This window comes from Caballeronia sp. LZ003 (assembly GCF_031451465.1).
In the GTDB taxonomy this organism is placed as follows: domain Bacteria; phylum Pseudomonadota; class Gammaproteobacteria; order Burkholderiales; family Burkholderiaceae; genus Caballeronia.
The window spans coordinates 697,420-712,944 of the sequence record NZ_JARUXJ010000003.1 but is presented as its reverse complement, the minus strand read 5'-3'; the positions used below and the strand labels follow the sequence as shown (position 1 = coordinate 712,944).

Annotated in this window: 13 protein-coding genes; 4 read left to right on the top strand and 9 right to left on the bottom strand. The window is 62.9% G+C overall.

All coding sequences use genetic code 11. From position 1 onward, the window contains the following. The first annotated feature begins 144 nt into the window (after nucleotides 1-144). The 4 genes from QCE79_RS20875 (at nucleotide 145) to QCE79_RS20860 (ending at nucleotide 4,044) form a co-directional block, all read left to right on the top strand. A complete protein-coding gene (locus tag QCE79_RS20875; protein ID WP_309847545.1) occupies nucleotides 145-1,047 on the top strand; it encodes an SDR family oxidoreductase in 903 nt (300 codons plus the stop codon). Between the two features lie 112 nt (nucleotides 1,048-1,159). Continuing rightward, nucleotides 1,160-1,861 carry an SDR family NAD(P)-dependent oxidoreductase gene (locus QCE79_RS20870; RefSeq protein ID WP_309847542.1) on the top strand — a complete coding sequence of 234 codons (702 nt, stop codon included), beginning with the start codon at nucleotides 1,160-1,162 and terminating at the stop codon, nucleotides 1,859-1,861. 31 nt (nucleotides 1,862-1,892) lie between these two features. Further along, the gene (locus QCE79_RS20865; RefSeq protein ID WP_309847539.1) at nucleotides 1,893-2,813 is read left to right on the top strand and encodes a LysR family transcriptional regulator; all 921 of its coding nucleotides are present in this window, start codon (nucleotides 1,893-1,895) and stop codon (nucleotides 2,811-2,813) included. Nucleotides 2,814-3,909: 1,096 nt separating this feature from the next. Beyond that, a complete protein-coding gene (locus QCE79_RS20860; protein ID WP_404989394.1) occupies nucleotides 3,910-4,044 on the top strand; it encodes a hypothetical protein in 135 nt (44 codons plus the stop codon). A 177-nt stretch (nucleotides 4,045-4,221) separates the two neighbouring features. On the opposite strand, the gene QCE79_RS20855 is transcribed toward QCE79_RS20860, so the two are convergent. From QCE79_RS20855 to QCE79_RS20815, 9 genes are all read right to left on the bottom strand, one after another. Beyond that, nucleotides 4,222-7,131, bottom strand: coding sequence for a winged helix-turn-helix domain-containing protein (locus QCE79_RS20855; protein WP_309847536.1), 2,910 nt, complete (start codon nucleotides 7,129-7,131; stop codon nucleotides 4,222-4,224). Between the two features lie 179 nt (nucleotides 7,132-7,310). Next, nucleotides 7,311-7,754 (bottom strand): DUF3331 domain-containing protein, encoded by a 444-nt coding sequence (locus QCE79_RS20850; protein WP_309847535.1) that lies wholly within the window; start codon nucleotides 7,752-7,754, stop codon nucleotides 7,311-7,313. 33 nt (nucleotides 7,755-7,787) lie between these two features. Beyond that, nucleotides 7,788-8,753: an MBL fold metallo-hydrolase gene (locus tag QCE79_RS20845; RefSeq protein ID WP_404989393.1), complete on the bottom strand. Its 966-nt coding sequence runs from the start codon at nucleotides 8,751-8,753 to the stop codon at nucleotides 7,788-7,790. Nucleotides 8,754-8,836: 83 nt separating this feature from the next. Continuing rightward, nucleotides 8,837-10,555, bottom strand: a complete 1,719-nt coding sequence (locus QCE79_RS20840; RefSeq protein WP_309847533.1) for an FAD-dependent oxidoreductase — start codon at nucleotides 10,553-10,555, stop codon at nucleotides 8,837-8,839. Nucleotides 10,556-10,577: 22 nt separating this feature from the next. Further along, nucleotides 10,578-12,116, bottom strand: coding sequence for an alginate export family protein (locus QCE79_RS20835; protein WP_404989392.1), 1,539 nt, complete (start codon nucleotides 12,114-12,116; stop codon nucleotides 10,578-10,580). Beyond that, nucleotides 12,040-12,975, bottom strand: coding sequence for a glyoxalase (locus tag QCE79_RS20830; RefSeq protein WP_370652272.1), 936 nt, complete (start codon nucleotides 12,973-12,975; stop codon nucleotides 12,040-12,042). The genes QCE79_RS20835 and QCE79_RS20830 overlap by 77 nt, the downstream gene beginning before the upstream one ends. A 27-nt stretch (nucleotides 12,976-13,002) precedes the next feature. Then, complete coding sequence (locus tag QCE79_RS20825) at nucleotides 13,003-13,683, bottom strand: YoaK family protein (RefSeq protein WP_250493938.1); 681 nt, start codon at nucleotides 13,681-13,683, stop codon at nucleotides 13,003-13,005. Between the two features lie 20 nt (nucleotides 13,684-13,703). After that, nucleotides 13,704-13,928 carry a DUF1427 family protein gene (locus tag QCE79_RS20820; RefSeq protein WP_244831210.1) on the bottom strand — a complete coding sequence of 75 codons (225 nt, stop codon included), beginning with the start codon at nucleotides 13,926-13,928 and terminating at the stop codon, nucleotides 13,704-13,706. Nucleotides 13,929-14,039: 111 nt separating this feature from the next. Next, nucleotides 14,040-15,509: a mechanosensitive ion channel family protein gene (locus QCE79_RS20815; protein ID WP_309847524.1), complete on the bottom strand. Its 1,470-nt coding sequence runs from the start codon at nucleotides 15,507-15,509 to the stop codon at nucleotides 14,040-14,042. Nucleotides 15,510-15,525: the final 16 nt, after the last annotated feature.

Below are 15,525 nucleotides of genomic sequence, written 5' to 3'. Positions count from 1 at the left end.
ATCGGGCTGCGAGCGACTACCGCTGTCGGTAGGCATGGCCATTGCAGAGCCGAGCCGTAACCGTCGCGTACGCTAAATCCAGAATCAGCGCCCTGAAATGACGCCGCGAACACTCATCCCTTTTTGCAAGTAAGGAACGAAACGATGACCGCAACGAAGAACCAGTACACGATGCAGGACCCGCTCAAGCAGTACCCCGGTCCCGACTTCGAGCGCCAGCCGCAGTCCGCGCCCGGCCTCGCTCGGGACATGAAGCCGCGTCCCGATCACGGCGAGGACAGCTATCAAGGGTTCGGCCGTCTCAAGGGCCGCCGCGCACTGATCACGGGCGCCGACAGCGGCATTGGCCGCGCCGTGGCGATTGCCTTTGCGCGTGAGGGCGCGGACCTCGTCCTCAATTATTTGCCGTCCGAGGAGCCGGACGCGCGCGAAGTGCTTGAACTCGTGCAAGCCGCAGGCGTGAAGGCCGTGGCGCTGCCAGGCGACATCGGCAGCGAAGCCTTCTGCGGCGATCTCGTCAGCCGCACGGTTGCCGAACTGGGTGGACTGGATATTCTCGTCAACGTGGCGGGCAAGCAAACGTCGGTGGAAACCATCGCTGATCTGACGACGGAGCAATTCGAAGCCGCTTTCCGCACGAACGTCTTCGCGATGTTCTGGCTGTGCAAGGCGGCGCTCCCGCATTTGCCGCCGGGCGGGACCATCATCAATACGACGTCCATCCAGAGCTATCAGCCGAGCCCGTCCTTGCTGGATTATGCGCCTTCGAAGGCCGCGATCACTGCGTTCACGCATGCGCTCGCCAAACAGGTCGCATCGAAGGGCGTGCGCGTGAATGCGGTGGCGCCGGGCCCGGTGTGGACGCCGTTGCAATCGAGCGGCGGCCAGCCGCAGGACAAGATCGAGGTATTCGGTTCCGAAGTGCCGATGAAGCGGCCCGGTCAGCCCGCCGAACTCGCGCCCATTTACGTGCTGCTTGCATCGCAAGAGTCTAGTTTCGTGACTGGAGAAGTCTATGGTGTGACAGGCGGCAATCACTTGCCTTGATGCCTCGGTGCGGGCGGGCGCGATTGGCGATCAACATTTATGATGCTCGTCATGGCTCTGGCGCCTCGACGCCAGAACCGAACCGAACCATGCTCTCTTAGGCGAAGAAACCATGACCGAGATGCCCTACCGCAACGCGTTGATCATCGGAGCGGGCTCCGGCATCAGCGGATCGCTCACCCGGCTTTTGCGCGACGCCGGTCTGCCGGTCGTGATTGCCGCGCGCAACATCGACAAGCTGAAGCCGCTCGTCGATGAAACCGGCGCCATCGCCCTGACCGTCGATGCCGCCGATCCCGCTCAGGTCGAGCGGCTCTTTGCGGAAACCGAAGCGCGCATCGGCGCGCCGGAGATCGTCGTGTACAACGCGAGCGGGCGAGTGCGCGGTCCCATTGCGGAACTCGATCCGGCGGAGGTCGGGAAAGCGCTCGGCGTCACGGCGTTGGGCGCGTTCTACGCGGTGCAGGCAGCGGCGAAGCGCATGACGCCGGCGGGCAAAGGCGCCATTCTGCTGACGGGCGCGACAGCGGGCATCAAGGGCTTTGCGCTCTCCGCGCCTTTCGCGATGGGCAAGTTCGCGCTACGCGGTCTTGCGCAGAGCGCGGCGCGCGAGCTGGCGCCGAAGGGCATTCATGTCGCGCATATCGTCGTCGATGGCGGCGTGCGGGCGGAGCATCGGCCTGATCCCGTGGACAAGCCCGACAGCACGCTCGATCCGGATGCCATCGCGCAAACTTATATGGATCTGCTGCGACAGCATCGCAGTGCGTGGTCCTGGGAGATCGAGGTTCGGCCTTGGGTGGAGACGTTTTGAGGGGATTTTCCTTTCGATACCGACGCTCCCCATGAACCTCTCCTTCGAAGTCCTCCAGGCCCTCGACGCCATCGACCGCACCGGAACCTTCGCAAAAGCGGCGGAAGCGCTTCACAAAGTCCCCTCGTCGCTGACGTATCTCGTTCAGAAGCTGGAACTCGATCTCGGTGTGACGCTCTTCGACCGCACCGGGCGGCGCGCGACGCTCACGCAGGCAGGACGCCTCGTCGTCGATGAAGGCCGCCGTTTGCTCGAAGCCGCCGCCGATCTCGAACGCAAAGCCAAACGCGTGCAGCACGGCTGGGAAACGGAACTGCGGCTCGGCATCGACGAAATCATTCCATTCGACATGTTGTGGAAGCCCGTCAGCGCCTTCTACAGTCTCAAGCTCGACACGCGCCTCGTGCTCTCCAAGGAAGTGCTCGGCGGTTCGTGGGACGCGCTGCTCACGCGCCGCGCGGATCTCGTCGTCGGCGCGGCAGGCGAGCCGCCGCTCATTCCCGATCTCATCGCCAAGCCAATCGGCTCGCTCAAGCATGTGTTCGTGGTCGCGCCTAATCATCCGCTCGCGTCGGCAAAAGCGCCGCTTTCCGCCGATACCGTCGCGCAGCACCGCGCCGTTGCCATCGGCGATACCTCGCGTGAACTCGCGCCGCGCACCATCGCCATCGGGCCGAATCAGGAAGTGCTCACCGTGCCGTCGCTCGAAGCCAAACTGCACGCGCAGTTGCAAGGCATCGCGGCCGGCACCATTCCCGAATGTCTCGCCGATGAACATCTCCGGCGCGGCACGCTCGTCAGCAAGGAAGTCATCGGCATGCGAGATATCACGTACTTCTATCTCGCGTGGCGCAGCGATCGCGTCGGACGCGCGCTGCAATGGTGGGTCGATCAGCTCGATCGCCCGGACCTGATCGATGAAGCCGCGCATCAACGCATCGCGGCCGCGTGATGGCGATGCACGGCTTCCTTTCGTGCGAGGTAGCGGGTTAAAAACAGTTGCATACAGACCCGCGCTGCGATCAAACGGTATAACCCTTTAGCGGCATACAGGTGGTCGCGGAGATCGTCTGATGCGCCTATAAAACCATACACATAGATTGATCACCAGCCCAATGCTTCCCCACGCGGCCCCGATAGTGGCAACGGCAATTCCTAATGCTGCAATGACATTGAGTTCAGGCGCTTCAACCGCCGTCCAAGCGGTCAATGTCCCGCCCGCAATTACGAGCGATGCCGCGGCCGCCCATACCAGAATCATTCGCCGCGTCTTTTGGCGCCGTAGGTAGATTATCTGAAGCACTGGATACATCAATCCGACGGCGTAAAAAGTTACCCAGATGAAGTTCATATCGAATTCGGTGACATTAGCGACCGTTCTGACGTGTTCCGGAAATTGAAACCGACTGAGATCCCACGAAATTGATGATATAGGTTTTGGCGTCGAAGAGGTTGCCAATTGCCCTGAGGAAGGTAGTGAGAGCCTCTTGGGGAAATGGCCGGTGTAAGATTATTGCCGTATTCATTTCATTCCGAAGAATTGAACATTTAAAATCACTACGCATGTGCGTGGGTCGTGTTGCTCGTCAAAACAACACGACAAAACGGCTTTACTTATGTCGATTAAAACCGCGTAATCCGAAGTGTGCTCTCCTGCGACTTAATCATCTTCAGCCAGCTGGATTAAGAGGGCTTTTTAATGATTCGTTGTTTCGAATTTTATGATGTCAGCATCTACAATCTTTGTATGCGCCAATGCTAAGGCAAAAAAATAATAAAGCACAAACTCCAATCTCCACCATGAGGTTTGTCTTATTTTTTTAGTCAAAGTATTTCCCGCTTAATTGATGGCGCTCATTGAATGCAAGCGAATTTGTTGGTTAAAACATTAGTATGTATATCGGGTGTCAGCGTCTAATTGGAAAGAGCCGCTTTAAGGCCAACAAATCGATCTTTTACTTGTCAGTTAGCGTGCGTGCGTCGATCCCGAATGTCTCGCCGATGAACATCTCCGGCGCGGCACGCTCGTCAGCAAGGAAGTCATCGGCATGCGAGATATCACGTACTTCTATCTCGCGTGGCGCAGCGATCGCGTCGGACGCGCGCTGCAATGGTGGGTCGATCAGCTCGATCGCCCGGACCTGATCGATGAAGCCGCGCATCAACGCATCGCGGCCGCGTGATGGCGATGCGGTTCTGAAAGGCGTGCGGCGGACGCATCGCCGCATGGCGCTCGCGTGAGATCGGCTCAACGCCGCCTTCCATCGAATGCGCCGAATCGAACGCGTTCTTAGCGTATTCAGAGGGCACGGAGCCGCGCACAAGTTTGTCCAACTCGCGCGCCAGAGCAAGCAAGTAACTCAGCGCCTCGCTTCCCTCGAATCCGCGGAATCCGCCGAATCCGCGGAATCGCACGCGGTCTTGAGCGTGTTCAAAAGGCGCAACGCCGCGCGAAAATCGTCCCACTCGCGCCATTGCGAAAAGCGCGCGCACGCCGTTTCCAGCACCGTCATCGCCTGCGCGTTGCGCCCGCTCACATGCAAGTGACGCGCGTAGCTCGTGGCCGCGGTCAGATAGAACGAATCGCTACCCTGCATCGACGCCGTTTCCAGCGCGGACGCAAAGCAGACTTCCGCATCGAGCGACACGGCCTCGCCCGGCGGCCCCATCAGCAGAAGTTCGCCCTGCGTGCGCAAGAGTTCGCTCGCATACCACGCGTCGCCATTGTCGTTGCAACGCTTGAGCGCGCGCACGGTCGTGTCGATGGCTTCGCCGTGCCGTCCCGCCTGCCCGAGCGCACGCGCATATTGCGCGGCAAGCATGGAGCGCGGCGCGTTGAAGCCGAGCGTATCGAGTTCCTTCAACGCCGCGTCGAACGCTTGAAGGACGTCGGGCGTGATGTCATCGAGCGAAATCAGGTACGCGTCGAATGCCGCGCCGCACGCCTGCGCAACGTTCAAACCCGTGCGCATCGAAATCCCAAGCAGCATGTCGATAGCCTGCCGCGCCGCCTCCCGTTCGCGCGAGAGCAACGCCAGCGGGATGCGCGCTTCGATCAGCACATAAGCGGTCACGATAGCCTGCTCGGCGGCGCATGCATCCACGACGCACGCGTCGGCCAACCGCCGCGCCTCGTCGCGCGCGCCTTGCAGCCAGAGCACGCGCGCAAGCGTGGCCTCCCCGACGATCCGCTGATCGACCGATCTCCCAAGCGGCATACGCGTCTGCAAGCGCGCCGCATGCTGCAGAAAGTGTTCGAGCGATGCCCGCGCCTTCGCCTGTTCGCCCGCATAGTGGGAAGCAATGCCGAGCAGCCGATAGCCGAGCAGCACATCGGTCGATTCCGGCTCGGCGTCGGTGGTCTGCGAATCGGCGGCGAGTGCCGCAAAGCGCCGGGCGAACGACAACGCGCTGCGCACTTCGCCCGCGCTTTGGCTCGCGTTCCACATGCCCCAGAGCGCGCGCGCCTCGAAGACGCGATCCGCCAGCGCCAGCGACAACGCCAGCACTTCCGACCACAACGCGCGAGTCTCCTTGTCCGGACCATGCACATAGACGAGCGCGGCAGCAAGCGCCGCCTGCAGACGCATCCGCACGCGCATGCAGCGATGCGAGAAAGCTTCCGCCTCGCGTCCGGTTTGCAGCGCGGCAAGCGAGCGCCGCGCCCACACGCAGCATTCCTCGACGAGCGAGAGTTCGAACAGCAGCGAGACGAATTTCACGCACAGCGTTTCCGCCAAAATGGCATCGCCTTTGGGCGAAAGCGTCCATGTCAGCGCGGCGCGCAGGTCGCCGAGCATGTCGCGCATGCGCCGTTGCCAACCTTCGGAGTGATGTCCGCCGCCATGCTGCGCGTCGTCGTTCAAAAGGCTCGCGAAATGATTGGCGTGACCGAGCGCTACGCGTTGCCGCTCGCCGTTGTCATCGAGTTTTTGCAAAGCATAGGCGCGTGTCGATTCCAGCAGACGATACGCCGCTCGGCCGTTACCCGTCTGCCGTGCGACGAGCGATTTCTCCACGAGTCCCGATACCGCCGCGATCACATCGAACTCGCGCAATGCATCGTCGCCGACGATGGCGACCGCCGCTTCCATCGAAAAGTCCGCCACGAAAATGCCGAGGCGGCGCAGGGTCGTGCGTTCGGCGTCATCGAGTAAGGCGTGGCTCCAGTCGAGCGTCGCGCGCAAGGTCTGATGCCGTGGCAGCGCCGTGCGATTGCCGCCGGTGAGCATGCGAAAGCGGTCATCGAGATGCGCCGCAAGCGTTTCGACACCGAGTATCGTGGCGCGCGATGCAGCCAGTTCGATGGCGAGCGGTATGCCGTCCAGCCGCCGGCAAACGGTGCCGATGAGTTCCATACTGCGTTCATCGCACGAAAAGCGCAGGTCGATGGCGCGCGCGCGAGCCAGAAACAGTTGCACGGCGCTGCATCGCTTTATGTCGACGCCCGAGGCGCTTGGCGCGGGCACGCTGAGTGGCGCGACCCAGTAAAGATGCTCGCTCACCACCTTGAGCGGTTCGCGGCTCGTGGCCAGCACGCGAATGGAATCGCTCACCGTGCAAAGCGCATCGGCGAGACTCGCCGCAGGCGTGAGAACGTGTTCGCAGTTATCGAGCAGGACGAGCATGCGGCGCTCCCGCAATTCCTGCGCGATGACGGCAAGCGAGCGCGACCCCGCCGCCGGATTGATGCCGAGCGTGCCGGTGAACGCCGCCAGCACGCTTGGCAAATCTTGCGCGGGCGAAAGCGAAACGAGATACACGCCGTCGGGGAAGCGGTCGAGCGAACGCCGTCCGGCTTCGATGGCAAGCCGCGTCTTGCCGATCCCGCCCGCGCCGATCAGCGTCACATGCCGCGCCGCTTCGAGCGCGAGCAGGATATCGGCGATGGCGGTATCGCGTCCGACGAGCGGGGAGGTATTCGAAGGCAGGTTGTGTGCAACGCCGGCGTTGGCGACGCTCGTGGGCGCATCGGCCGGTTGCCTCGTCCTGACGAGCCGGTAACCGCGTCCCGAGACGGTCTGGATCAGCACGCGGTTCGCGCCCAGCACCTTGCGCAGCGCCGACATGTGCACCTGCAGATTGTTCTCTTCGACGAGCGTATCCGGCCATACCGCCGCGAGCAGGTCGTTCTTCGAGACGAGCGCGCCGTCGGCGGCCACGAGCACGGCGAGAATATCGAACGCACGGCTTCCGAGTCGAACAGGTTCGTCATCGAGCAGCAATTGCCGACGCTCGAGATCCACCTGAAGCGGTCCGATGCGAATCATGCGCAATGGTCCAGCATATGAAGGTTTGAACGTAGCCCCGGCGCCGCACCCAAAATTCTGGCGCCCGGAAAGTGCCCCCGAAGCATAGAGCACCCGCCTTCTCCCATGTTTGGAAAAAACCGGGCTTATCGTTCAATAATTTTGCACATGCGTTTTGCACATGCGGCGCAGCGTCGAACCTAGTCGGGCAACGCGGAAGCCAAGATCATGGCGCGTGCATTGCCCAACGAAGCGTTGCGCCGTTGCGGCTTGTAGACGATATCGCCACGCACGATCCCCGCGCCCGTGAGCGCGCAACGGCCAATCTTGCGCGCCTGGCAACGCACCCAGACCTGATCCGCATAGCGGCAACGCGTCGCGTCCTGCCAGAGAATCGCGATGGTTCTCGACGACAGCCGCTCCAGCACCTCGATGCGCGCATGGTCCGCAAACGGCTGCGTCTCGCGTCCGCGCATGCGCTTCAAAGCTTCCAGCGCCGCACGATGCGCCATGTCGTTGCCGCCTTGCAGCGCATCGATCACATGCGTCCAGACCGCGCCGAGCGTGAGATTCGCGATCACCTCAGCCCCTCTTGCGGCACGCGGCGGCAGGGTTCTACGTTCTGCTACGAGGGCTTCTGGCATCGCGCATCTCCGCGTGGTCAGGCGCCGGGCGCGTCAATGGCCCGGATCGCCTTCGTAGTTGACGGGCACCCACTCGTAGCGGGCGCCCTCCTTTCTCACATGTCCCAAACCCGGAAACGCGATGTGCGCCGCCGCCACGAGATCGCCCTCGCGCGCCACGAGATCGAGCGCGGCGCGACGCGAACGGCGCGCGGCCGGTGCATCGGTGTCGTACTCGACGGACGCCTGCGGATTGCGCAACTGAATGCTCGCCACGTGGATCACGTCGCCCCACGCGAGCATCGTCTTGCCGCCGCTTTCGATGCGATACGTCGTGTGTCCCGGCGTATGACCCGGCGTCGCGATGGCGCGAATGCCGGGTTCGAGTTCGACATCGCCCGAGAACGGCACGAAACGGCCCGCCGCCACGTAAGGCGCGACGGATGCGCTCGCGGCATCGAAGAAAGTCGAGAGGAACGCAGGCGCCTTCGGCTTGTTCGCGGCATCGAGCCAGTAGTCCGCCTCGGTCCGGTTCACGCGCAGCACGGCGTTTGGAAACGCCATCGCGCCATCGACGATGACGCCGCCCACGTGATCCTTATGCAGATGCGTGAGCAGAATCTCATCTACGTCTTCCGGCCGATACCCCGCCGCCCGCAGGTTCGCCATCATCCGGCCGCAGCACGCGCCGTACAACACGCCCGCGCCGGAGTCGATCAGAATCAGCTTCGCGCCCGTGTTGACGAGGAACGCGTTGATCGAGCCTTGAACCGGCGCATCGAGAAAATCGCGCTGCAAGTCCTCGGCGATTTCCTTCTTCGATACACCCTCCACCACCGTATCGATGGGAAACGGATGCGTGCCGTCGGACAGCGCCGTGACTTCGAATCGCCCGAGCATCAGGCGATAAAAGCCCGGCCCTTGCGTGCCGACCATCGGCGCGCGGGCGAATGCCGCGTCCGTCGTCATGAAGGCGCTGACGCAAAGCACGAGGCATCCGAGACTTCTCCACTTCGACATGAGCGTTTCCCTTGCACGCACCGGTTCTCACGAAGCATAGCCACGCATAAATCGGCAGACGCGCCAATCGTCCTTAAATGTTATTAATCGGCGGTGACCGACAAGCTCAGATACGCATGAATCTGACTGACCACCGCCGCGCCGTCGCCGACCGCGGAAGCCACGCGCTTGGCCGATTCCGAGCGCACGTCGCCAACCGCGAAGATGCCCGGCACGCTCGTCTCCAGCGCGAAGCGCAGCCGCGTGCCGTGTTCCGTGCGCCCCGATCCCGTCATCACGAAGCCGCGGTTGTCGAGCGCGACGCCGCTCGCCGCGAGCCAGCGCGTCTCCGGGTCCGCGCCGATGAAGAGGAACAGATGCCGCGTCGCGATGGCCTCGTCACGCGCCTCGTCCGCATGATGGACGCGAACGTGCGTGAGGCCCGCCTCGTCGCCTTCGAGGCCGCTCAACGTGCAGCGCGTGCAGAGCATCACGTTCGGCAGGGAAGCAATGCGGTCGACCAGATACCGCGACATGCTCGCGCTCAGGCTTTCGCCGCGCACGAGCACCCGCACGCTGCGCGCGAAGTTGGCAAGAAAGACGATCGCCTGACCGGCCGAATTGCCGCCGCCGATCAACACGATGTCCTGCCCCTTGACGAGCCGCGCCTCGATGGTCGACGCCCAGTAGTACGTGCCGCGCCCTTCGAAGCGGTCGAAGTCCTCGACGTCCGGCTTGCGATACGCCGCGCCGCTCGCCGCCACGATCGTGCGTGCGCTCACGCGCTGGCCATCGGTGAGCGTGACGACGAAGACGTCGTTCTCGGGCGTGACGCACGTCACCTTGCCCGGAATGGCGAGGTGCGCGCCGAACTTGAGCGCCTGCTGAAACGCGCGGGCCGCCAACGCCTGGCCCGAGATGCCGGTGGGAAAGCCGAGATAGTTTTCGATCCGCGCGCTCGCGCCCGCCTGACCGCCCGGTGCGCGCTGATCGAAGACGGCCACCGAAAGCCCTTCGGTGGCCGCATACACCGACGCCGCGAGCCCGGCCGGTCCCGCGCCGACGATAGCGACATCGTAGATATGCGAAGGCTCGAACGCCGGCACGAGTCCCAGGCACGACGCGAGTTGCGCCTCGTCCGGCGCGCGCAACACGTAGCCGTTCGGGCAGAAGACGAGCGGGAAGTCGTCCGGACCGGTCGTCATGCCGGAGAGCAGCGTCACCGCTTCGGGATCGGTGCGGGCATCGACCACGGTTGCCGGGTGCGCGTTGCGGCGCAGGAAGCCTTGCAGACGGATCAGCCGCGCATCGTCTCCATTGCCGACGATGATCGGCCCGAGCCCCTGCTCGATCAATCCGAGCCGCCGCAGGATCAGCGCACGCATGATGTGCTCGCCGAGTTGCGCGTCGGCGACGATCAGCGCGCGCAGCTTGTCGGGTTCGATGACGAGCGTTTCGGCGTCGGTGGGCGCGACGCCGTCGATCAGCGCGGGCTTGCCCGAGAGTTGCGCCATCTCGGCCATGAAATGCCCGTCGTCGTGTTCGGTGACGAGCGTGGAGCGCCCGAAGCTGTCGCGCGAAGAGATACGCACGCGCCCCTTCAGCAACACGAAAAGACCGAGCGCCACCTTGCCCGTTTCGAAGATCATGTCGCCTTTTTTGAACGACATGGGCCGCGCGAAACGCCGCACGCTTTCGATCTCGGTATCCGAGAGACGCGGAAACATTTGATGCTGACGAAATTCAAGCGAGGAAAAAGGCACTTCGAGTTCGGATGGCGTCGCGGCACGCCCGAACGGTCTCGGTAGATCGGAATCGCTCATGACTCAGGCTCCATCGAATGCTTTACCAGCCGAACTTGAGTTCGGCGCCCACGTAGTCGGCATTGCTCGCGCCGAGATCGCGCAAGGACGAGCCGACTTGAAAGTGCACGGCCTCGACCGAGGCCACGAGATTCGCCGCGACGTTATAGTCCGCGCGCACTTGCGTATAAAAGCCGGTCCAGCGCGAGCCGCGCCCGGCTGTTCCCGGCACGACCGCCGAGCCTTGTCCATAGACGGCGTCCGCGGTGGTCTCACGCCATTGCAAGCCGACGCCCGCGAGCAGCGAGAGCTTGCTGTTGGGCTTGAGCGTGAGCGACGGCTTGATATGAATCAGGTTGGTGTATCCCGTGTAGCCCGCGAGCGTGAAGTAATAGCCGTTCGGAAAGAGCGGATTGAACGTGCCGACGCGCCCATCGCCCGGATGACGATCGCCCGAGGCGGCATCGATCTGAATGCCCAGACGCGGGGTCCAGGGCGCCGCCGCCAACGTGTAACCGGCGAGCGAACCCACGGCCCATGCGCTGATCGTCTTCTCGCCGACATGACCGCTTTGATACATGCCTTCCACGTCCCAGTCGATATGCGAGACGTTGCCCGCGTATCGCATGTCGAAGACATCGCGATGCTCGTCGCCGCTGGCATCGAGAAAGCGCGCATTGCTGCGGTTATAGCGCGAGTAATACGCGGACAGATCACCCGGCCCCACGCCCTGACGTTCGACGCGCGCGCCGCTGAAGGTGAGATGACGATTGGAGACATCGTCGAAATCCGTGTTGAAGCGATACTGCACCGGCTGCGTTGCATAGGCGATCCAGCGCCACGGACCGGTCTCGTAGTCGCCCCAGAAACCGTCGAAAGCCTGCCGCACGTTCGGGCCGTCGCGCACCGATACGAAGCGCTGCAAGTCGAACGCCATCTCCTGCCGCCCCGCGCGAAACTTGACGAGCCCGCCCGCGAGCGGATGCGTGAACGTAATGAACGCCTGACGCAGATCGAGCGGATTCTTGTCGACGGAGGTCACGTTGTCCTTGCCATACGGACGCGCGTCTTCCAGTTGCGTGAACACTTGCACATAGGGGCCGAGATGCACATCGGCGTGGACTTCGAGACGTTGCAGCACGTAGGTATCGTCGCGGCCGGAGCCTAAGCCGAAGAGCGGCGCGTCGTTCATCTCGACGCGTTCTCGCAGCACCGCTCCGAGAGACACATACGCGTCCGGATTGCCGAACAGCGGAATGTACTTGAGCGCGTCGAGCGGGCGTTTCGGCACGCAAGGCAGACCGAGCACGGACCAGTCTTCCTGCCAGCGATTGAACTTGATCGCCGGGCGAGCGCACGATGCCCCTGGCGCGGCGCTGGCGTTGGTATCGTCGCCTGCGCTGCCGAGCGCCGTATCCGCCGCCGATACGGGCAGCGCCGCCGCGATCCCCGTGCCGATCAAGAACATACGCAGCGAACGCAGCGCACGGCAGCGTCTGGAACGATCAGCGGCCATCGTGGATTTCGGCGATATATCCGCCCGGGAACTCGACCATCGCCGTCTTGTAGCTTGCGCTCGCATAAGCCGGGACCAGCACCTTCGCGCCTGCCGCTTGCGCACGTTGCAGGGTCGCGGCGAGGTCATCGACGCCATAGCCGGTCGTTTCCTTGCCGAACGGAAACGGCAGCTTGCCATCGGTTACGAAGACGACCATGCGCCCAAAGTTCGAGTCGATGCGAATCTGCCGGAACGTCTCGCCCGGTTTGCCGATCACGCCCGCATCGGCACGCGCATTGTCCGAGACCACCTTGCCGTGAGAAAAGCGCAGCCAGCGGCGCACGAAGTTATTCGCTTCGTAACGCGAGACATAGACGCGGTTGTCGGGCACGCTTTGCAGCGGCGCGTAGTTCGGCGCCTTGGTGTGCCAGTAGAGCTGCATGACGAGGCCGCCCGGCCACTGGATGATCGCGTCCTTGCCGATGGGGTCGTCGAACGGTTCGACGATCACGTCCGCGCCCGCCGCGCGCGCGGCCTTCACGGCGTCGTCGATATCGGTCACGAGATAGCCCGTGCGCTCGTTGCCGAACGGATAAGGCACGGGCGTTTCGAAGCCGAACACGGACAGCATGCCCACGGGCGTCTGCACGTATTGCGAAGCCGTCTTGCTCGGCGTGGGCGTCACGGTGAAAACCGCCTTCTGCGATGCCTTGCCGCCGAAGGTCGCGAGAAAGCTCTGCACGAAGGTATCGACATCGGCGGATGCGACGTAGACGTGGGTCGTATCGTATTGCGGACCGACCGCGACTCGACCCTTGATGGCGGACGCGGCGGTAGCGTCATGCGGACCGGCATCCGCGAACGATGCGAGAGGCGCAATGCCGATGAGAAATGCCGCCGCGATGGCGCTTGAGCGAACGAGCTTGATCATATCGATACTCATTGATGTTTGAAGTGAGCGAACCATAAGTCACGCCGCCCGGGCAACGCGCGGCGGCCATGCGAGCAACAGAAGCAGCGCGATGGGCAAGATCAGGCCGTAGAACGAGAGATGCACGAAGGCGAGCGCGCCGCCCACCGCGCCGATAGCAAAGGCAAGCATGGCCGTGAGCGTGGCGCGCAAACGCGCAAGCACTTGCGGCCCTTCTGCATGATGCGAACCGCGATGCGCGAGATCGACCAGATCGAGCACGATCTGCGTGACATTGCCGGTCATCACTGTGTTGGGCAGCCCGGGCTTCTGCAAGACTTTGGGGCGCGCGTTCTGCACGCCCATTGCGGTGGCGCCCAACACGCCGCAGAGCAGCACCATGCCCGATGAAGCGTCATCGATAGGCAACGCGAGCAGTCCTGTGCCGAAGAACGCGAACAACAGCAACGCTTGCCACAGATGCAATGCTGCGGCGATGTAGGCGTCGCCACGTGCCTTCATGATCTTTGCCGCCACGCTCGCCGATCCCACGCCGACGATGAACGCCGGAAACGCCAGCAGCTTGAGCAGCACGCCTTGCCCCACGCCCGCGACCTCCGCGCCGATCAGCACGAAGTTGCCCGTCACATGCGCCGTGAAGAGGCCGAACAACGCGACGAATCCCAGCGTATCGACGTATCCCGCTATGAACGCGAGCACCGTCTCTTCATGCTCTTTCAAGGGACTTCTCCGGTGAAACCTCAGCCGCCTTCACGCGACGTGCCTGCCTTGTCCTTCGATACGACGTTCACGCTTTCGGTTTGCGCGAAGAACTGCGACTTCACGACCGGTATTGCGTGTTCGCCGAGTACCATGCCGAGCAGTCCCGCTAGCGCGATCAAAGGCGGCGCAGGTGACTGCACGCGCAAGAGCCAATAGAGCAGGCCGACCGCGAAGCCCACACCGAGTGAAATGACATAGCCCATGTTCTCTGTTCCATCCTTTCCTAAAGAAGAAACGCTGTCTCTCCCTTAAGGGAAAGCCTAGCAAGCCGATTGATAATTGGCCTTGGATAAAGCTTAAAAAACCTTAAGACCTCAAAAGGTCAATTGATGAAAACGCTTCACGCTCTCGCGAATCCATCCGAAAAGACTGCTATGTTCCGATGCCTGCCCGGCAGGCACCGCGCGCAACATCTGGTCGCTCGCACGATGCTCGGAAAGCAGCCTGCACATCTCGCTCGTGACCTCGGGACGTCGCGCGAGGATGGGCGTGAGCGCCTCCTTGTCGAGCCGGTACACGACGACGCGCGTCGTCGCACGCACGGTCACATCGCTTTGCACGCCCGCGAGAATGCCGGATTGACCGATGGAATCGCCGGGTGCAAGTCTTCGCACTTCGAGATCGTGCGATGCTTTCGGCACCGTCACGCTTGCCACGCCACGCGCAATGATGTGCAACGCCTGACCTTCGTCGCTGCCCGCTGCAAACACCGTTTCGCCCACTTCGAAAACATGACGTGTGAGGCGTTTGGAGAGCTCGTTCAGTTCGTCCGCATCGAGCGTATGAAAGATTGTCACGTCGCGCAACAACACGAGCTTCTCGTCGATGGCTTGCGTCGTTTGCCGTGGCGCCGACAACGGACGCAACACGACCGCACGCGAACCTAGATGCCGATGCGCCAGATCGAAGAGATCGCTGCGCACCGAAACTTTCTTGTCGAGCGAATCGACGTAACAAAGAATCTCGTATTCGATGGCGTCTTCGGTCGCGCGCCGCACACTTACGACCGGCGCGGGACGGCCGATAACGTCGATGCAACTCGCTGCGGCATCGCCGAGCGCATCGAGCACGACAGCGGGACGCACCGATGGATCCACCGAGAGCACGACGCTGATGCCGTTCGTATCGAACGGCTGATTCGAATTAACGATGTTCGTGCGCGCCGCGACGCTGTTCGGGATCACGACGATGTTGCCCTGCCCGTTGAGCAGGCTCGTCGCGCGCCAGTTGCTCTCGACGACCTTGCCTTCGGCATCGCCGATAGTGATCCAGTCGCCCAGACGAAACGGCTGCGTGGCGTTGAGCACGATGCCCGAGAACACATCGTTGAGCGTGCTCTGAATTGCAAGGCCGATGACAATGGCCACCGCGCCCGAGGTCGCCAGCAACCCGCGCACGGGCAACTGCAACACGAACGCGACGGCCGCGACCGCGGCAGCCAGATAGACGAGCGCACCGAGCACGTCCTGAAAGAGCCGCTCCTTGTGCCACGCCTCGGGCAGCACGATGCGGTCGAGCATGATCGTGACGAGCCGCGCGCCTTGCAGCCACCACATCAACTCCAGCACTTGCGCAAGAAGATGCCGCAGCGGTTCGTTGGGCCAGGGCGCCGCAAAGAGCGGATTCATGCCGTGCGCGAACAACACCCACGTCGATAACGCGAACATGGACGCACGAAACGCAAGCCGCATGGGCTCGCTTCTTCGGTCCATGAAGCGCCACGCGAGGAAGTCTACGACGAGTATCGCGATGCCGAAGAGCAGGCCGTCGGTCAGGGTCGGCATCGCGTCACTCGCCCTT